General features: G+C 59.3%; 16 protein-coding genes. 5 read left to right on the top strand and 11 right to left on the bottom strand.

Annotated features, from left to right (window positions below; genetic code table 11):
• Nucleotides 1–87: 87 nt before the first annotated feature.
• From QMX84_RS22630 to QMX84_RS22670, 9 genes are all read right to left on the bottom strand, one after another.
• Nucleotides 88–993: a cation transporter gene (locus QMX84_RS22630; RefSeq protein ID WP_262124779.1), complete on the bottom strand. Its 906-nt coding sequence runs from the start codon at nucleotides 991–993 to the stop codon at nucleotides 88–90.
• A 69-nt stretch (nucleotides 994–1,062) separates the two neighbouring features.
• Nucleotides 1,063–1,830, bottom strand: a complete 768-nt coding sequence (locus QMX84_RS22635) for an SDR family oxidoreductase (protein WP_153331846.1) — start codon at nucleotides 1,828–1,830, stop codon at nucleotides 1,063–1,065.
• 742 nt (nucleotides 1,831–2,572) lie between these two features.
• Nucleotides 2,573–3,289, bottom strand: coding sequence for an ABC transporter ATP-binding protein (locus tag QMX84_RS22640; protein ID WP_048366567.1), 717 nt, complete (start codon nucleotides 3,287–3,289; stop codon nucleotides 2,573–2,575).
• Nucleotides 3,286–4,161: an ATP-binding cassette domain-containing protein gene (locus QMX84_RS22645; RefSeq protein WP_262124814.1), complete on the bottom strand. Its 876-nt coding sequence runs from the start codon at nucleotides 4,159–4,161 to the stop codon at nucleotides 3,286–3,288. The genes QMX84_RS22640 and QMX84_RS22645 overlap by 4 nt, the downstream gene beginning before the upstream one ends.
• Before the next feature lie 11 nt (nucleotides 4,162–4,172).
• A complete protein-coding gene (livM, locus tag QMX84_RS22650) occupies nucleotides 4,173–5,456 on the bottom strand; it encodes a high-affinity branched-chain amino acid ABC transporter permease LivM (RefSeq protein ID WP_262124780.1) in 1,284 nt (427 codons plus the stop codon).
• Between the two features lie 2 nt (nucleotides 5,457–5,458).
• Nucleotides 5,459–6,373, bottom strand: a complete 915-nt coding sequence (locus tag QMX84_RS22655; RefSeq protein ID WP_048366569.1) for a branched-chain amino acid ABC transporter permease — start codon at nucleotides 6,371–6,373, stop codon at nucleotides 5,459–5,461.
• Between the two features lie 340 nt (nucleotides 6,374–6,713).
• Nucleotides 6,714–7,850, bottom strand: coding sequence for a branched-chain amino acid ABC transporter substrate-binding protein (locus QMX84_RS22660; RefSeq protein ID WP_048366570.1), 1,137 nt, complete (start codon nucleotides 7,848–7,850; stop codon nucleotides 6,714–6,716).
• A 362-nt stretch (nucleotides 7,851–8,212) separates the two neighbouring features.
• The gene (locus QMX84_RS22665) at nucleotides 8,213–9,496 is read right to left on the bottom strand and encodes an FAD-binding oxidoreductase (protein ID WP_282364829.1); all 1,284 of its coding nucleotides are present in this window, start codon (nucleotides 9,494–9,496) and stop codon (nucleotides 8,213–8,215) included.
• A gap of 149 nt (nucleotides 9,497–9,645) precedes the next feature.
• Complete coding sequence (locus QMX84_RS22670) at nucleotides 9,646–11,136, bottom strand: aldehyde dehydrogenase family protein (RefSeq protein WP_282364830.1); 1,491 nt, start codon at nucleotides 11,134–11,136, stop codon at nucleotides 9,646–9,648.
• A 153-nt stretch (nucleotides 11,137–11,289) separates the two neighbouring features.
• Here QMX84_RS22670 and QMX84_RS22675 point away from each other — a divergent pair, with 153 nt between their 5' ends.
• From QMX84_RS22675 to nadE, 3 genes are all read left to right on the top strand, one after another.
• Nucleotides 11,290–12,186: a LysR family transcriptional regulator gene (locus QMX84_RS22675; protein ID WP_123751172.1), complete on the top strand. Its 897-nt coding sequence runs from the start codon at nucleotides 11,290–11,292 to the stop codon at nucleotides 12,184–12,186.
• Nucleotides 12,187–12,363: 177 nt separating this feature from the next.
• Entirely contained in the window at nucleotides 12,364–13,578 is a 1,215-nt protein-coding gene (gene pncB, locus QMX84_RS22680) for a nicotinate phosphoribosyltransferase (protein WP_282364834.1), read from the top strand.
• Between the two features lie 3 nt (nucleotides 13,579–13,581).
• Complete coding sequence (gene nadE / locus QMX84_RS22685; RefSeq protein ID WP_262124782.1) at nucleotides 13,582–14,409, top strand: ammonia-dependent NAD(+) synthetase; 828 nt, start codon at nucleotides 13,582–13,584, stop codon at nucleotides 14,407–14,409.
• A 71-nt stretch (nucleotides 14,410–14,480) separates the two neighbouring features.
• Here the strand turns inward: nadE and QMX84_RS22690 are convergent, their stop codons facing one another.
• Nucleotides 14,481–15,644, bottom strand: a complete 1,164-nt coding sequence (locus QMX84_RS22690; protein ID WP_282364831.1) for an N-acetylmuramoyl-L-alanine amidase — start codon at nucleotides 15,642–15,644, stop codon at nucleotides 14,481–14,483.
• A 223-nt stretch (nucleotides 15,645–15,867) separates the two neighbouring features.
• On the opposite strand from QMX84_RS22690, the gene QMX84_RS22695 reads away from it, so the two are divergent.
• Entirely contained in the window at nucleotides 15,868–16,890 is a 1,023-nt protein-coding gene (locus tag QMX84_RS22695; RefSeq protein ID WP_282364832.1) for a DUF1338 domain-containing protein, read from the top strand.
• A 61-nt stretch (nucleotides 16,891–16,951) separates the two neighbouring features.
• Here the strand turns inward: QMX84_RS22695 and azu are convergent, their stop codons facing one another.
• The gene (gene azu / locus QMX84_RS22700; protein ID WP_048385289.1) at nucleotides 16,952–17,398 is read right to left on the bottom strand and encodes an azurin; all 447 of its coding nucleotides are present in this window, start codon (nucleotides 17,396–17,398) and stop codon (nucleotides 16,952–16,954) included.
• Between the two features lie 308 nt (nucleotides 17,399–17,706).
• Here azu and QMX84_RS22705 point away from each other — a divergent pair, with 308 nt between their 5' ends.
• Nucleotides 17,707–17,901 carry a hypothetical protein gene (locus QMX84_RS22705; protein WP_282364833.1) on the top strand — a complete coding sequence of 65 codons (195 nt, stop codon included), beginning with the start codon at nucleotides 17,707–17,709 and terminating at the stop codon, nucleotides 17,899–17,901.
• Nucleotides 17,902–18,052: the final 151 nt, after the last annotated feature.

Below are 18,052 nucleotides of genomic sequence, written 5' to 3' on the forward strand. Positions count from 1 at the left end.
ATGCGAACGACGCGGTTTGTCAGACAGACCACGCTGATTTCATCGCGAGCAAGCCCGCTCCCACATTAAAAGATCATCAAACCCAGGTTACGCAATCCACTTGCGATCCCCGGTAAAGCTGATGGTCAGCCAGCGTGCACTGTCAGCCGTGCCCAGCATGCCCGAGATTTCTTCACGCAGCGCATCCAGGGTCTGCACACCGGCCAGTGGATAACCCGCCGGCAACACAATGTGGATCTCGATAAAACGCGCCCGCCCGTGCTTTTGCACATAGGTTTTGTAGCCTTCAAAACCATGCCGCGCCGAGACGGCTTCGAGCACATCACGCACGTTGTCATCCAGCGCGTCCGGGGCGATGCCCAGTACGTCGCGCAAGGCAGGCCGGAGGATTTTGAACGCCGGTGCGAGCATGCTGAGCGCCAGCAAGATCAAGATCGCCGGGTCCACGTACGCCGCCCACTGTGCATAACCTTGCTGCTTGAGCACCAAAGCGGTGACGAAACTTATCAACAGCCCCGCCGACAACATGGCGTCGACCAGCCAACTGATGTTATCGAACTGGATCAAGGTTGATTTGAGGGTGCGGTTTTTATGGCGAATCCAGAAGTAGTAGCCGAATTCGACGACGGTAAATACCGCCGCATAGACGATTACAAGCCCCAGCTCGATATCACGCCCGCCATTGATGATGCCGAACACGCCATTGAGAAAGGCGTAGATCGCGATCAACAGCAAAAAGCTGCCTTCGATCAGCAGCACCATGGGTTCAAGGTGCCAGAAGCCGAACTGGAAACGCTGGTTACTTTCTTTGGCGATCAGCTGCGCGGTTATCAGCATCAGCACTTTGATGAAGGTCGCGATCAGCGAGAAAAAGCCATCGAACAAGATGGATTGCGACCCCGAAACGAAGCCGGTCACGATGCCGGCAATGGCCACCGCGAACATTAGAACGGTTGATTGTTTGAGCAGTTGCTGCTCACCACGGTTACTCACACAAACTCCTTTCAGCCCGGTTGAATGCGACCTCTTTGAGAGGTCGCGGGTAGGCTGGCAGGCGCCAGTTTACTCCTTGGCGCGGCGTTCGATGGCAAAACCGCTCCACGACTGGGTGACCGGCATCAGTTCCAGACGGTTGATATTGATGTGCGCCGGGGTGTTGAGTACCCAGAAAATCGTCTCGGCAATGTCTTGCGGCTGGATCGGCTCAGCCCCTTGGTAGGTGGCGTCGTAACGCGCCTGGTCACCGGCAAAACGCACCAGCGAGAACTCACTTTCACACAAGCCTGGTTCAACGTTGCTGACGCGAACGCCGGTGCCCTGCAAATCGCAGCGCAGGTTCAGCGAGAACTGTTTCACGAACGCTTTGGTGCCGCCGTACACGTGGCTGCCCGGGTACGGGTAGCTGCCCGCCACCGAGCCCAGGTTGACGATACCGGCACCCCGGCCGTAGGCGATCAGGCGCGGCAGCAGCAGGCGGGTGGTGTAGATCAGGCCCTTGATGTTGGTGTCGACCATGGTTTCCCAATCGTCGAGGTCGCACTTGGGCGCCGGGTCTGTGCCCAGGGCCAGACCAGCGTTGTTGATAAGTCCACGCAGCTTGCTGAACGAAGGCGGCAGGTTGGCAATGGCGTGCTCCATGGCGGCACGATCACGCACGTCCACCACCAGGCCATGCACTTCGGTGTGCTGAGACAGTTCTTCGCACAGCGCGTTCAGGCGCTCTTCGCGGCGGCCAGTCAGGACCAGCTTCCAGCCGGCTTGGGCAAATTTGCGCGCACACGCCTCACCAAATCCGGAGGTAGCGCCGGTAATAAACAACGTGGAAGTCATCGTGTTCTCCTTGGCTGGCGGGCTTGGGCCGCCGTTGAAATAAGATCCACAGCAGAATGCCCGGCTCAAGAGTCAGCAGCAAGGCCAAGAATTTGTACAAAAAACAACCAAACCTTTGCAGGCCACGGTCTGTATGGGCTGGAGCTGTTTACACTCATCTTATCCACAGGCCCGCCCACAGTCTTTGGGGGCAACTCGAATGGCGCAAAAGCCTTTGTGCACAAGGCCTGTAGCGCAGCTTGAAGTGTTTTTAACTTGACCTGCGCACACCCGGCATGCAAACGCCCCAAAAGAGTGCAGAACCGTTACAGCACAACGATAGCCACAAGCCAGTCATTACGCCGTCTGCCGCGTTCTTTCCAGAGTTTAATCACAGACTTATCCACAGGTTGGTGACTGCATTTTAAAACCCCGCATATGCCAATAAACCTGTTGACAAATCACGCAGCACATCCAGCAAAAAGCGCTGATCAAAAAACAACCACAGCGCTGAAAGCCTTGTATAACGTGGGCTTCAGCCAACTACTCCCACGTTACCCACAGCCGCCTCCACAGCAAACGGGGACAAGTCAAAATGATGACAAAACAGGGATTTATCGCGTCTATATGTCGCGCTTTAGTAGGGTTGCAATATTGTTTTCCACAATTTGCGGCAACCCTGTAGGAGCGAGCTTGCCTCGCGATCTTTTAAAAGATCAAAAGATCGCGAGACAAGCTCGCTCCTACAGTGAGGTAGGGTTGCTTAATGCCCGCCCAGATAAGCGTTGCGCACTTCTTCGTTGCTCAGCAGGTCCTTGCCGGTGCCGGTCAGGCGGATTTCGCCGTTGACCATCACGTAGGCGCGGTCGGACAAACGCAGGGCGTGGTTGGCGTTTTGCTCCACCAGAAAGATGGTCATGCCGGTCTTGGCCAGTTCACGCAGGGTGGCAAAGATCTGTTTCACCACAATCGGCGCCAGCCCCAGGCTGGGTTCATCCAGCAACAGCAGCTTGGGTCGGCTCATCAACGCCCGGGCGATGGCGAGCATTTGCTGCTCGCCACCCGACATGGTCATGGCCCGCTGGGTGCGCCGCTCCTTGAGCCGTGGAAACAGCTCGAACATGCGCTGCATGTCTTCGCTGGCGTGCTTGTCGCCAATGGGGATGGTGCCCATCAACAGGTTTTCTTCCACGGTCATGTCCGGAAACACGCGCCGCCCTTCCGGTGATTGGGCAATGCCGTTGGAGGCGATGTAGTGCGAGGACTTCTGGGTGATGTCCACGCCCCGGTACAGAATCTGCCCGCCACTGGCGCGGGGTTGACCAAAGATCGACATCAGCAGCGTCGACTTGCCCGCGCCGTTGGAGCCGATCAGGCTCACGGTTTCGCCCTCTTCAATGTGCAGCGAGACTTTTTTCAGGGCCTGAATCGGCCCGTAATGCACATCCAGTTCCTTGAGTTCGAGGATCGTGCTCGTCATATCAGCTCCTCTTCGTCAGCACCCAGATAGGCGGCAATCACTTTGGGGTCGTTGCGGATCGCTTCCGGCCCGCCCTCGGCGATCACGTTGCCGTGGTCGAGCACCACGATGTGATCGGAAATGCTCATGACCATGCCCATGTCGTGTTCAATCAGCACCACCGTCAGGTCGTGTTCATCGCGCAATAGGCGAATCATCGCGCTCAAGGCTTCGGTTTCCTGGGGGTTGAGCCCGGCAGCGGGCTCATCGAGGCAAATGATTTGCGGCCGCGTGCACATGGCCCGGGCGATTTCCAGGCGCCGCTGCTGACCGTACGACAATTCACCGGCCAGCCGGTTGGCGCAGTCGACCAGATCAACCACTTCCAGCCAGTAGAACGCATGGTCGAGGGCATCGCTTTCGGATTTGCGATAACCCTTGGTGTTGAGGATGCCCGCCAGCAGGTTGCGGTTGACCCACATGTGCTGCGCCACCAGCAGGTTTTCCAGCACGGACATTTCCTTGAACAGGCGAATGTTCTGGAAGGTACGGGCCAGCCCTGCGCGGTTAACCAAATGGGTGCCGCCGAACATTTTGTAGAACAGGCGGCTGGCAAAGGTTTTCGGTGAAACAAAGTCGCCGAGCTTGAACGGCTCGCCCAACAGTTTGATCACGTTGGTATGGGCGCCACGGGCGGTGATTTCGATCTTGCCGCCGGTGGCTTTGTAAAACCCGGTCAGGCAGTTGAACACCGTGGTTTTGCCCGCGCCGTTCGGGCCGATCAAGGCAAAGATCGAGTTACGTTTGACCTTGAGGCTGACGTCACTCAGGGCTTTGATCCCACCAAAGTGCATCATCAGTTTGTCGACCGAGAGCACCACGTCTTTGTCCATCAAAGGCTTGCTCATGGCGCCACTCCTTTACGCGGTGTTACCCCGACACGGCTGATACGGATCAGGCCACGCGGGCGCCAGATCATCATCAGCACCATCAACACGCCGAACAGCAACACGCGGTATTCGGCAAAGCTGCGCAACAGTTCCGGGGCCACGGTCAGGACGAACGCGGCAATCACCACGCCCACCGTTGAGCCCATGCCGCCGAGCACCACAATCGCGAGAATCAGCGCCGACTCAAAGAAGGTGAACGAAGACGGGTTGACGAAGCCTTGGTAACTGGCGAAAAACACCCCGGCCAAGCCTGCGGTCGATGCCCCGAGGGTGAACGCCGAGAGCTTGACCAGCACGTGGTTCAGGCCCATGGCGCGGCAGGCGATTTCGTCTTCGCGCAGTGCTTCCCACGCCCGGCCAATCGGCATGCGGGTCAAGCGGTGCTTGATGTAAAGCACCAGCAGCACCACCAAAAACAGCACGATGTAGATAAACAGGAATTTGACGTTGGGGTTGTAGTCCAGCCCGAAGAACTGGTGAAACGGCACCCCGCCCTCTTTGGCCACCCGACCAAACTCCAGGCCCATAAAGGTTGGCGATGGCACCGGCATGCCATTAGGCCCGCCGGTAAACGACAGCCAGTTGTTGAGCACCAGGCGGATGATTTCACCAAAGCCCAGGGTCACGATGGCCAGGTAGTCGCCGTGCATGCGCAGCACCGGAAACCCGAGAATGCACCCCGCCAGCGCCGCCGCAATCGCCGCCAGCGGCAGCACCGACCAAAAACCCAGCCCCAGGTACTGATACCCCAGCGCCAGGCCGTAGGCACCAATGGCGTAGAACGCCACGTAACCGAGGTCGAGCAACCCCGCCAGGCCCACCACGATGTTCAGCCCAAGGCCCAGCAACACGTAGATCAGCCCCAGAATCACCACGGTCAGCACGTATTTATTGGCGAAGAACGGGAACACGATGGCAATCACGATGAGCAGCGGGATGATCCAGCGCAGCCGCGATTTGTAATCGGGTGGCAACACGTGCACACCTGAACCGGTGGATTCAAACCCGTGAAGAATCTTCAGGCCGCGGGAGGTTTGCAGGAACAGGCTCAGGGCAAAGCGCCCGACCATCACAATTGCCACCAGCCAGCCGACGCGCGCCGGTTGCAGGTTAAAGCTGTAGCCATCGAGCACGACCCCCACGATCGGCCCGAACACAATCAGTGAGATCAACCCGGCAAGGATCGAATCGACGACGCTCTTTTTGATATCAATCGGTTTATTAATGGCTGCAGACATACTTACACCTTCGCCACGAGAGGACGACCCAGCAGGCCTTGGGGACGGAAAATCAGAATCACCACCAGCAGTGAGAAGCTGAACACGTCCTTGTAGTCCGAGTTAATCAACCCGGCAAACAGTGACTCGGATACCCCCAGGATGATCCCCCCGAGCATGGCGCCGGGCAGTGATCCGATCCCGCCGAGTACCGCAGCGGTAAACGCTTTGATGCCAATGATGAAGCCTGCATAAAAGTCGAACGTGCCGTAGTTCATGGTGATCAGCACACCGGCCAGCGCAGCCATGGCGGCGCCGATGACGAACACGTAGGAAATGACCCGGTCGGTGTTGATCCCCAGAATCGAGGCCATTTTGCGGTCTTGTTGCGTGGCCCGGCACATGCGGCCCAGCTTGGTGTACTTGATGATATAGGTCAGCAAACCCATGCCGACAAACGCGGCGATCAGGATGAAGACCTTGGTGTAGGTGAGTTGCACAAAGCCGGTGCCGATATCGACGCGCCAGGCACCGCTCAGCAGCGTCGGTACGCCTTGTTGGCGCGAGCCTTGGGCGATTTGCACGTAGTTTTGCAGAATCAGCGAAATGCCGATGGCGCTGATCAGCGGCGCCAGCCGGGTCGAGTTGCGCAGCGGTTTGTAGGCCACGCGTTCGATCACCCAGCCATACACGCCGGTGACCACCACGGTGAAGATCAGGGTGCCCAACATCAGTAATGGGAAGGATTCGATACCGAAGTACGCCAGCAGAGCCAGACTGATTGCCGCGAGGTAAGCGGAAATCATGTACACCTCGCCGTGGGCGAAGTTGATCATGCCGATGATGCCGTAGACCATTGTGTAGCCGATGGCGATCAGGCCGTAGACAGACCCGAGGGTCAGGCCGTTCAGCAGTTGCTGCAGGAAAATACCGTCCATAACGCAATCTCACGCAGTTGAGCGATTGCGCAAACTCGCGCCCGCCACACCGCCAAAAAGCGGCCTGGATGGTTGATGCCGGCCCGTTAACGCGTATCACCTGTGGGAGCGGGCTTGCCCGCGATGGTATCGGCGCGGTTCAACACAAAGACCGCATCGCCTGCATCGCTGGCAAGCCAGGCTCCCACAGGTTTTTTGCTGCATTTAAAACAGCGTTCGCTTAACTGACAGGTATTAACCTGGGTGGTGCGGTTTACGCAGCTCCTGGAAAAAAGGCAGGTTGTGCAGACTCATTCCCGCCTGAACGGACGCAAAGCGCCGTTCAAGCGAGCAGCTCATCTCACTTCTGCTGTTCCAGCTGGTGGTATTTGCCGTCTTTGTCCCACTGGTAGACCACGTAGTCAGAGACTTTGAGGTCGCCTTTGGCGTCCCACTCTTTCTTGCCCATTACAGTCGCAACAGGGTTGGCCTTGAGCCACTTGGCGGCGTCTTCACCTTTGTTGGACTTGGCGCCATTGAAGGCATCCGCCAGGGCCTGGAGGGAGGCGTAGGCGTACAGGGTGTAGCCTTCTGGCTCTTTGCCGGCTTTACGGAACTCTTCGACCACGGCCTTGCTGTCCGGCAGCAGGCGCGGGTCGGCGCCGAAGGTCATGTACACGCCGTCAACGTACTGTTTGCCGCCTGCGGTGGAGACCAGTTCGTCGGTGACCACGCCATCGTCAGACATGAACTTCACGTCCTTGAGGCCCGCTTCACGCAGTTGACGCACCAGCGGGCCGGCTTCCGGGTGCAGACCGCCGAAATACACGACGTCGGCGCCGGACGCGCGGATTTTGGTGACCAGGGCGCTGAAGTCTTTCTCGCCACGGGTCAGGCCCTCTTCAAGCACCGGCTTGACGCCGCGCTTGGTCAACTGCGCGCTGGTGGCGTCAGCCAGGCCTTTACCGTAGGTGTCCTTGTCGTTGATGACCGCGACTTTCTTGCCCTTGAGCACGTCAACAATGTAATCCCCGGCCACAATGCCTTGCTGGTCATCACGCCCGCACATGCGGAACACCGCGTCCAGGCCACGCTCAGTCACCTGCGGGTTGGTGGAACCCGGCGTGATCATGATCACGCCCGCGTCGGCGTACACCTCAGACGCCGGAATGGTATTGGAGGAGCAGAAATGGCCGATCACCCCGGCGACCTTGTCCTGATCGACCAACCGGTTGGCCACCGCCACGGCCTGTTTAGGCTCGCAGGCATCATCACCGGCCACCAGGACGATTTTCTCGCCGTTGATCCCACCCTTGGCGTTTATAACCTCAGCCGCCGCCTTCGCCCCGGTCATGTATTGCTCGCCAAATGCCGCGTTGGCGCCGGTCATCGGCCCCGCTACACCGATTTTCACATCGGCCTGAACAAACGAAGAAACGCCCAACGCGGCCGCTACCGCGAGAGCCAGAAAACCTTTCTTGTAGAACGTCTGCGACATGAGGTGGTGCTCCTGAGTTTTTTTAGTTGGCACTGCGACTTCACGTAAAGCGCTGAGCAAGGCGCGTGCCATTGGTTTTTTATTCTGGGAAAAGCCGTTGTTTTATTGTTATGTCGACTGTTTCGGGCCCTTTTTCATTGGGCGTGCAACCGTCTAAACCGAGGAAGGTAAAACCGTTTATGTGTTTAAAGCGCCACCAGGCCTAACCTGAGTTGCAACCGGGTTGCGCTACCCTTGGCATTCTCCTTGTAACCCATCGCGTCACCGATCTGCACACTCGCGGTGCATCACTGCTACAGGGCGCACCACCTGAGGCTAGTCGCTGTTCGCGCAAACGTCGTGCCGGCGATTAAATATCACCCTTAGATAACAATTCTCAGGCATTGGCCAGCGTGATAAAGCGAGAATCCCGCCTCATACAAACAGCTGCGCAAGCCCGCATGCGGCACCGATTGCATGGCCGAAAAAGGAATCGGCAGCGCGCTGGCATCGCCGTGACACAGGTAGTCGGCGAACGCTTTACCCACCACGGTGCCGGTGGTTACGCCGCGACCGTTATAGCCTGTGACCGCCACTAAACCGGGCGCGGGCTCGAATAAACGCATCAAGTGATCGGGGGTGAAGGCAATGCAGCCGGTCCAGGTGCACTCCCACTCCACGCCTTTCAACAACGGGAAGTAATGCTGTTGCACACGGTCAGCCCAGGCCTTCAAGAACCAGGTGGGCTTTTGATTGCCGTTGCCCAGGCTGCCGAGCAATAAGCGGCCTTCGGCGTCGCGGCGAATGCTGCTGAGCACCTGGCGCGTGTCCCACGACCCTTGGCCGCCGGGCAAGATGCTTTTGGCGCTGTCATCGGTCAGAGGTTTTGAGGCCACCTGGTAGTAGTAACCGGGGAAAAAGTTACGCCGCAGGTCAGTCCATTCGCCTTCGGTGTACGCGTTGGAGGCCAGCACCACTTGTTCAGCGCTGACCGCTCCGTGCGCCGTTTGCACCGACCAGCGCACACCCTGGCGTTCCAGCCCGGTGACCGGCGAATGATCAAACAGCCGCCCGCCCAGATCACTGGCGGCTTTCGCCAGCCCCGAGGTGTACGCCATGGGGTTGAGCGTACCGGCGCGCCGGTCGAGCAAGGCGGCGGCAATTTTTTTAGTGCCGGTGGCGGCTGCACAGGCAGAGCCGGTGAGCAGCTCGACCGGCGCGCCACGGCGTTTCCATTGTTGCTCGCGGCTGCGCAAGTCGGCTTCGCCACGGGCGTTGTGGGCCATGTGCAGCGTGCCTTCGCGGCGTAACTGGCAGTCGATGCGATATTTGTCGACAAGGCTGAACACCAGCGACGGTGCGGCGCCGAGCATGCGATTGAGCTGGCTGCCGACGACCTCACCAAAACCGGCTTCGATGTCGTCCGGCGGGATCCACATCCCGGCGTTGACCAGCCCGACGTTGCGCCCGGACCCGCCGTGCCCGGTGCGGTGGGCCTCAAGCACGCACACGCTTTTGCCTTGTTCGAGCAAATGGATGGCGGCGGACAAACCGGTGATCCCGGCGCCAATGACGCACACATCAACACTCAATTCGCCCTTAAACGCGGGTGCTTGCGGACGTTGAGGCGTCAGGGTTTCCCATAAGCATTGTTCTTGTAGTGGCATGCCAAGCTCCAGCAATGAAACCTAACCAGGACCAAAACCCTCACCCTAGCCCTCTCCCGGAGGGAGAGGGGACTGACCGCACGCGGTTTGAGAAACACCGACAATTAGCCCCCTCTCCCTCCGGGAGAGGGTTGGGGTGAGGGCAAGCTTCAATCGAACGTAATACCCTGCGCCAACGGCAGTTCCAGCGAGTAGTTCACGGTGTTGGTCTGGCGGCGCATGTAGCCGCGCCAGGCGTCGGAGCCGGATTCACGGCCGCCGCCGGTTTCTTTTTCGCCACCAAAGGCACCGCCGATCTCTGCACCGCTCGGGCCAATGTTGACGTTGGCGATGCCGCAGTCGCTGCCGGTGGCCGACATGAATTGCTCGGCCTCGCGCACGTCGGTGGTGAACACGCACGATGACAAGCCTTGCGGCACGGCGTTGTTCAGGCGCAAGGCCTCGGCAAAGTCGCTGTAACCGATCACGTACAGGATCGGTGCAAAGGTTTCGCTGCACACCACTTCGCTTTGTTCCGGCATCTCAACAATGGCCGGGGCCACGTAGTACGCATCCGGGTATTGGCTGGCCAACTGGCGCTCGCCACCAAACACCCGCCCGCCTTCGCTCAGGGCTTGTTCCAGGGCGTTTTGCATGTTTTCAAAGCTGTGTTGGTCGATCAGCGGGCCGACCAGGTTGCCCTCCAGCGGGTGGCCTATGCGCACTTTGGAATACGCCGCTTTGAGCCGGGTGAGGATTTCTGCTTTGACCGATTCGTGTGCGATCAACCGGCGCAGGCTGGTGCAACGCTGCCCGGCGGTGCCGACGGCGCTGAACAGGATGGCGCGCACGGCCATGTCCAGGTCGGCGCTGGGGCCGAGGATCATCGCGTTGTTGCCGCCCAGTTCGAGAATGCTGCGGGCAAAACGCGCGGCGATTTTAGGCGCCACTTCGCGGCCCATGCGGGTGCTGCCGGTGGCGCTGATCAGCGCCACACGCGGGTCATCGACCAGGGCTTCACCGGCGTCGCGACCACCGATCACCACTTGGCTCAGGTACTGGGGCGCGTCGCTGAAGTTGCTGAGCACGCGGTCGAATAGCGCCTGGCAGGCCAGCGCGGTCAGCGGGGTTTTCTCGGACGGCTTCCAGATCACCGCGTTACCGCACACCAGCGCCAGCGTGGTGTTCCACGCCCACACGGCGACCGGGAAGTTAAAGGCACTGATCACCCCGACCACGCCCAGCGGGTGCCAAGTTTCGCGCATGTGGTGGCCCGGACGTTCCGAGGCGATGGTCAAACCGTAGAGTTGACGCGACAGGCCGACGGCGAAGTCGCAGATGTCGATCATCTCCTGCACTTCGCCCAGGCCTTCTTGGGTGATCTTGCCCGCTTCCCACGACACCAGTTCGCCAAGGTCCGCCTTGTATTCACGCAACAGGTCGCCGAACTGGCGCACCAGCTCACCCCGGCGTGGCGCCGGGACCTTGCGCCAGGCCTCAAATGCATGTTCAGCGCGGGTCACGTGCTGCTCAACCTCGGCCGCCCCTTCCCACTGCACGGTGCCAATCTGGCTGCCATCAATCGGCGTGTAAACCGGCTGCTTGCCGCGTTGATACAGCGCCGGGTTCACGCCAAGACGATCCAGTAATGCAGCAACCATGGGGCACTCCTTAGATTCAATAATCAGGTTCTTAGGCCTTTAGTTGTAGCTGGCTCATCCGGCGGTAACAAACGACCTTTAAGCGAGATATCATTCCGAAAATTCATGCTGCACGGGTAAAGTCGGCGAACAACCAGCACTGGGGGGGTCTTTATGCTGAACAAGCGTTATCTGCCATCGATCACGGCGTTGCAGTGTTTTGAGGCGGTGACCCGGCACCTGAGCTTTACCCGCGCCGCCGAAGAGCTGAACCTGACCCAAAGTGCAGTCAGCAAGCAGGTCGCGCAGCTGGAAGAGCTGCTTCAGCACTTGTTGTTCCGCCGAGTGCGGCGCCGCCTGCAACTGACGCCCGCTGGCGACTTGTACCTGGTAGAAGTCCGAAAAATCCTGACCCAAGTCGAGATGTCGACCCACACCCTGCGCTCATATGGCGGCGAAACCGAGGTGCTGCGCGTGTCGACGCCGTCGACCTTTGGCGCCCGCTGGCTGATGCCGCGCCTCAAGGGCTGGCGGCTGCGGCACCCGCATATTCATCTGGACGTGTGCAACGAACAACCTGCCGATGACTTGCTGCAAGGGCGCAGTGATCTGGCGTTCTATTTTGGTCAGGGATCGCGGCCCGGCACCGAGTCCGTGAGGTTGTTCGGTGAAGAACTGGTGGCCGTGTGTGCACCGTCGAGCTTGCCCGAGCGCCCCTTCGACGACCCGACGCAACTCACCGACCTGGTGCTGCTGCAAAACGCCTCACGCCCGCAGGCCTGGCACGAATGGTTTGAAAGCCAGGGTTATCACACCGATCACAGCTATCACGGGCCACGTTTCGACACGTTTTATATGTGCATTCGCGCTGCGCAGGTGGGCTGCGGCGTGGCCCTGCTGCCGAGGTTTCTGGTGGAAGAGGAACTGAGCGAAGGCAAGCTGGTCATTGCCTGGCAGCACCCGATGCCGAGCCGCGATGCGTATTACCTGGCCTACCCCGAACATTCGGCGGGCGTGCCGAAGGTCAAGGCGTTTGTGAACTGGATGATGGAACATCTGGATGACCTGTAGGAGCGAGCTTGCCTCGCGATCTTTTAAACGATCAAAAGATCGCGAGACAAGCTCGCTCCTACAGATGAGAGAAAAAACCGCTGGCAATACGGTCTGCGAATATGCGCCACTATCGCCATTCATTGAAAAAGCTGAACGCCGTGGCTATCAGGCACGGGCAGCATGGAGATTGCCGCTATGAGCGAGAGTGTGTTTGCCGACCGCATCGTGCAGAACTTGCTCGACACCGATTTCTACAAACTGACCATGATGCAGGCGGTGCTGCACAACTACCCCAACGTTGAAGTCGAATGGGAGTTCCGCTGCCGTAACAGCGAGGACCTGCGCCCGTACTTGAGCGAGATTCGCCACCAGATCGAACGTCTCGCTGAGCTGAGCATGACCCCGGACCAACTCGGGTTCCTGGAACGTATCACGTTCATGAAGCCCGACTTCATCCGCTTTCTGGGCCTGTTCCGCTTCAACCTGCGCTACGTGCACACCGGCATCGAAAACGGCGAGCTGTTTATCCGCCTGCGCGGCCCGTGGCTGCATGTGATTCTGTTTGAAGTGCCGCTGCTGGCGATTGTCAGTGAAGTGCGCAACCGCTCACGCTATGCCGGCACGCTGCTGCGAGAGGCCCGCGAGCAGTTGTATCGCAAGTTTGACTGGCTGCAAGCCAACGCCACTGCCGACGAACTGTCTGAGTTGCAAGTCGCCGATTTCGGCACGCGTCGCCGGTTTTCTTACCGGGTGCAGGAAGAAGTCGTCACGGTGCTCAAGCATGACTTCCCCGGGCGATTTGTCGGCACCAGCAACGTCAACCTGTCCCGCGAGCTGGACATGAAGCCGCTGGGCACCATGGCCCACGAATGGATCATGGCGCACCAACAACTGGGCCCGCGCCTGATCGACAGCCAAAGCGCCGCGCTCGATTGCTGGGTGCGTGAGTACCGGGGCCTGCTGGGCATCGCCCTGACCGACTGCATCACCACCGACGCCTTTTTGGCCGACTTTGATCTGTACTTCGCCAAGCTGTTCGACGGTTTGCGCCACGACTCGGGTGACCCGGTGGTGTGGGCCGAAAAATGCATCGCGCATTACCATCACCTGGGCATCGACCCGATGAGCAAGACCCTGGTGTTTTCCGACAGCCTGACTTTGCCCCGCGCACTGGAGATTTTCCGGGCGTTGCGTGGCCGTATCAATGTCAGCTTCGGTATCGGAACTAACCTGACCTGCGACATTCCGGGTGTTGAGCCGATGAGCATCGTGCTTAAAATGACTGCCTGTAATGGCTCGCCCGTCGCCAAGATTTCGGATGAGCCGGGCAAGACCCATTGCTCTGATCCAAACTTCGCCGCCTACTTGCGCCACGTTTTCAATGTTCCTGAACAATCCTCCAAGGAGTGAATCATGCAGGCCGTACAGCGTCAGATTGCTGAAGATCTCAATGTCCAACCGCCGTTTAAAGACACTGCCGCGCTTGAGTCCGAGATTGCACGGCGCATCACCTTTATTCAGTGCTGCCTGCACAACGCCAGGCTTAAGACACTGGTGCTGGGCATCAGCGGCGGCGTCGACTCGCTGACCGCAGGCTTGCTGGCTCAGAAGGCCGTGCAGCAGCTGCGCGAGCAGACCGGCGACAAGGCTTACCGCTTTATTGCCGTGCGCCTGCCCTACGGCGTGCAACAGGATGAAGCCGATGCCACCGCGGCGGTCGACTTTATCAAGCCCGATGAGCGCCAGACCGTGAACATCGGCCCGGCAGTCAAAGCTCTGGCCGCTGAGGTCAGCGCGTTTGAAGGCAAGAAGCCAGAAACCGTGGACTTTGTGCTGGGCAACACCAAGGCGCGGATGCGCATGGTGGCGCAATACACCATCGCCGGTGCCACCGGCGGGCTGGTGATCGGCACCGACCACGCCGCCGAAGCCGTGATGGGCTTTTTCACCAAGTTTGGCGATGGCTCGTGCGACCTGGCCCCGCTCAGCGGGCTGGTGAAGCACCAGGTGCGGGCCATTGCCCGGCATTTGGGTGCGCCGGAGTTTCTGGTCGAGAAAGTCCCCACCGCCGACCTCGAAGATCTCGCGCCGGGCAAACCCGACGAAGTCTCCCATGGCGTGACGTATGCCGAGATTGACGCGTTCCTGCACGGCGAGCCGGTGCGCGAAGAGGCGTTCAACATCATCTGCAGCACCTATGAGAAGACCCACCACAAGCGCGAGATGCCGTTCGCGCCGTGAGGCCTTCTGCGCAGGCTGTGATCTTTACATCGCAGCCTGCGTACCTTGGCAGCGACTACGGCCCTGCGCGGTCAGGCTGTGGGCGGGCGCTGACGGAAGTACTGGTCTACCCCGGCAAAGATCGCCTCGGCGATTTTGCGCTGGTGGCGGGTGTCATGCAGCCGCTGGCAATCATTGACGTTGGAAATGAACCCGGTCTCTACCAGAATCGACGGCACCGCCGCCGACTTGAGTACGGCAAACCCGGCCTGCTCAACCCTCGATTGATGCAGCCGCGCAACGCCGCCCAGTTGTGACAGCACCTGATGCCCCAGGTCCAGGCTGGTGGAGATGGTCGCGTTCATCGACATGTCCAGCAGCACGCCCGCCACCATCGGGTCGTCCTTGTGCAGCTTGACGTTCAAGCCGCCGCCCACCGAATCGGCGTCGTTTTCCCGATCCGCCATCCAGCGCGCCATCGAAGACGTCGCCCCGTTTTGCGAGAGCGCAAAGACCGACGCGCCCGATGCCGTCAACCTCGGCGCCGCATCGGCATGCACGGAGATAAACAGATCGGCATCGAGTTTCTGGGCCACTTCGGCGCGCTTGCGCAGCGGAATAAAGATGTCATCGGTACGCACCAGCTTGGCCTTGTAGCCCTTTTGCGCGTCGATACGCTTGGCTAGCAGCTTGGCAATTTGCAGCGCGACGATTTTTTCTTGTTCACCCTTGGAGCCTACCGCGCCGGGGTCTTTGCCACCGTGGCCAGCATCAATGACCACCAACAGGTCTCGACTACGCTTGGCGACCGGGCGTTCGGGCGCAGTTGGCGTGACGACCGATGAGGCAAGCGCTTTCGCCGGCTGGCCCGTCAGTTGTAACTCCAGACGGTGACCGTTGGCCGACAGGGGCCGCAGCGCAGCGCGTACACCGGCATCTGCCAGGTCCAGCACGATACGCAGATCACCCGCCGGGGTTTTGCCGCTGCGGATGGCAGTGACGGGCGTGCCGTCCAGCACCAGCCCTTCCAAGGGCGCTGCCAACACCGCGCGCTTGAGGTCAATCACCACGCGGGGCGGCGACTCGAGGGTAAAGCTGTTGGCGATGACCGGCCCGCTGAGGTCAAACAGCAGCGTGGTCGAACCTTGCACGCGACTGACACTCACACGCCGCACTGCTTGTGAGGCATACGCTATGAGTGGCGTCGGCAATGCCAACCCGACCAAGAGAAATTTCACCACGCTACGTCTGTCCATACACCTTCCACGCACTCGAATACTCCGGTCGCGACATCTTACTCGTTACGTTATAACGGCCAGATGAAGATTTTGACGGGCAGCTTTCATCATCCAAAGGCCACGCAGGCCTGTCTGCACCACAGCCAGAAAAAACGGAATGAACCCCGCATTTTTTTTCGCTTGTCCGCACGGGGCTCAAGGGCTTTGATAGACCTCTATTTGGTCGTCAGAGCCCTGCCCCATGTCTTCTTTCGATGGTTTGTTCTCTTTGGTTGAATCGGCACTCGATCAGCCAACCGCTCACTGGTTGCGCGAGCATGTCGAGGTGCCCCCTGCCTTGCAGCGCTTTAACTGGAGCGAACAGTCGCTGCACCGCGTATGGCTCGCGCAAGCGCTGAACCTGTGTTTGTTCCACACCTTGGTCAACGCTGTGTCAGATGGCCGACGGTATGTCGAAGAACAAGCCCGGCAAGGACGCAAGGTGGTCTTTGATCACGGCGCCATTCGCACGGTGGACTGGCCCATTAACGGCCAATTGCCGCGCGGCCGTCAGGCGTTTGCGCGCTTGCTGGAGCCGCTGGGCTTTACCGATGTGCGCACCTACCCGCTGACCAAACTGAGCATGACCGGCTGGGGCTATCGCCAGATGGACCTGCCTGAAGACATTGCGCAGTTTTTTGTCTCGGAATTGCACCCCGGGCGCTTCAGCGAGGCCTTTCAGCGCGCTGTCAGCCGCGTGGTCGGCTCAAGCCTCGACCCGCTGCAGCCCGAACACTTGGGCCTGCTTAACCGCCTGAGCCTGACCCGCCATTGCAGCCTGAGCGAGGCCCGCACGCTGTTGCCCGCCTTGCATCGCGCCTTTGGCCGCCAACACGGCGTGGTCCATGCAGCCGACTACCAGTGCTTGCTCAACGAAAGCGCAGAAATGGCCTGGATCGCCACCGAGGGCAACAGCTTCAACCATTTGACCGACCGCGTGCAGGACCTGAACGCCTGCGTCGCCCAGCAGCGCGAATTGCAGCGGCCAATGAAAGACAGCATTGAGGTGTCAGCTTCGGGGCGGGTCATGCAGACGGCCTACCGCGCCTGCACCGTCACCCGCGAGCTGATCGATGCCCAAGGCCTGTGCCGCGAGCATCAAGTGCCGGGCTCGTTTGTCGAGTTTATTCAGCGCAAGGTCGACCCGGACACCGGGCGCATCGACCTGAACTTCGACAGCAGCAACGCCCAAGGCATTTTCAAGATGACCGACTCAAAAGCCTGAGCCTGAATGCAAACAGCCCCGACGGCGCAACGCACGTCAGGGCTGTTTGAGGGACCTGCGCTTATTTCAGCGTGACGGTGCCTTTCATCATCGAGATATGGCCCGGGAACGAGCAGAAGAACCCGTACTTCTCGTCCGCTTTGAGCTTGGAGACATCAAAGGTCACGGAGTCGGTTTCACCAGCGCCAATCACCTTGGTGTGCGCGATGATGCGCGTGTCGCCATCCTTCAGATAGTCTTTGTCGATACCCGCGCTCAGGCCATCAGTAGAGATAGGCTGCATATCGGCTTCTTTACTCAGTACCCAGTTATGGCCCATGACTGCTTTTGGCAAGCTACCGGAGTGTGTCAGCTCGACAGTGAAGGTTTTGCAGGACTTGTCGATCTCGATAGCTTTGGTGTTGAACGACATTTGGTCGGTCGAATCAACGGTGACCTTGCACTCAGCTGCAAACAATTGGCCGCTGGCCAAGGTCAAAAGAGATACCGCAACAACTTTGGCAAACATGGTTTTTCTCCAAGGTAGGGTACAAAAAATCCATTATTTGTATACAGGATGCACGAAAACGGTCGTTGTTCCAATGACCCACGTCACGTCCTGACGTTTTTTGTCATGACCTTCTATCAGGCAAACGAACGTAAGACCAGCATCCTTAGGCCATTTTGGGCTTTTTCGGGGTTTAATCGGTATCTGGGTGTAGAGTCGTGTTTTGCGCGCAAACAGCCTGATGGCAAAAACCCAGCTAACGGCAAGGCACTAATACAGGGCAGAATACGCGCCGCTAAACCTCACCTTCGACCCCAAGAGGATCGCTCATGGCCAAACCCAACTATAACTTCACCAAACGTCAACGAGACCTGGCTAAAGAGCAGAAGAAAGAGGAAAAGCTCGCGCGCAAAAAAGCCGCAGCAGAAGGCACTCCTGTAGAGAACGATCAAGACGTTGATGCAGAACACGAAGTCGCGCAAGAAGACGCAGACGCCACCGAAACCCCAGCCCCCCACGCGTAACCCCACACCCCAGAATGCACAACGCCAGCCCTAAGGCTGGCGTTGGTGTAGGCATCACTGTGTAGCCGCTGCCGCAGGCTGCGATAAGGGCCGCAGCACCTTCGCTCTGAAAAAGCGCGACCCCTTCGGGCTCGATCGCAGCCTGCGGCAG

The sequence above is a fragment of the Pseudomonas sp. PS01297 genome (genome assembly GCF_029959305.1).
Taxonomy (GTDB): Bacteria; Pseudomonadota; Gammaproteobacteria; order Pseudomonadales; family Pseudomonadaceae; genus Aquipseudomonas; species Aquipseudomonas helleri.

Coding starts and splice junctions, on each gene's coding strand:
- QMX84_RS22635 (WP_153331846.1), bottom strand. CDS start 1,830: ATGACTTCCACGTTGTTTATTACCGGCGCTACCTCCGGATTTGGTGAG.
- QMX84_RS22640 (WP_048366567.1), bottom strand. CDS start 3,289: ATGACGAGCACGATCCTCGAACTCAAGGAACTGGATGTGCATTACGGG.
- QMX84_RS22645 (WP_262124814.1), bottom strand. CDS start 4,161: ATGGACAAAGACGTGGTGCTCTCGGTCGACAAACTGATGATGCACTTT.
- livM (WP_262124780.1), bottom strand. CDS start 5,456: ATGTCTGCAGCCATTAATAAACCGATTGATATCAAAAAGAGCGTCGTC.
- QMX84_RS22655 (WP_048366569.1), bottom strand. CDS start 6,373: ATGGACGGTATTTTCCTGCAGCAACTGCTGAACGGCCTGACCCTCGGG.
- QMX84_RS22660 (WP_048366570.1), bottom strand. CDS start 7,850: ATGTCGCAGACGTTCTACAAGAAAGGTTTTCTGGCTCTCGCGGTAGCG.
- QMX84_RS22665 (WP_282364829.1), bottom strand. CDS start 9,496: ATGCCACTACAAGAACAATGCTTATGGGAAACCCTGACGCCTCAACGT.
- QMX84_RS22670 (WP_282364830.1), bottom strand. CDS start 11,136: ATGGTTGCTGCATTACTGGATCGTCTTGGCGTGAACCCGGCGCTGTAT.
- QMX84_RS22675 (WP_123751172.1), top strand. CDS start 11,290: ATGCTGAACAAGCGTTATCTGCCATCGATCACGGCGTTGCAGTGTTTT.
- pncB (WP_282364834.1), top strand. CDS start 12,364: ATGAGCGAGAGTGTGTTTGCCGACCGCATCGTGCAGAACTTGCTCGAC.
- nadE (WP_262124782.1), top strand. CDS start 13,582: ATGCAGGCCGTACAGCGTCAGATTGCTGAAGATCTCAATGTCCAACCG.
- QMX84_RS22690 (WP_282364831.1), bottom strand. CDS start 15,644: ATGGACAGACGTAGCGTGGTGAAATTTCTCTTGGTCGGGTTGGCATTG.
- QMX84_RS22695 (WP_282364832.1), top strand. CDS start 15,868: ATGTCTTCTTTCGATGGTTTGTTCTCTTTGGTTGAATCGGCACTCGAT.
- azu (WP_048385289.1), bottom strand. CDS start 17,398: ATGTTTGCCAAAGTTGTTGCGGTATCTCTTTTGACCTTGGCCAGCGGC.
- QMX84_RS22705 (WP_282364833.1), top strand. CDS start 17,707: ATGGCCAAACCCAACTATAACTTCACCAAACGTCAACGAGACCTGGCT.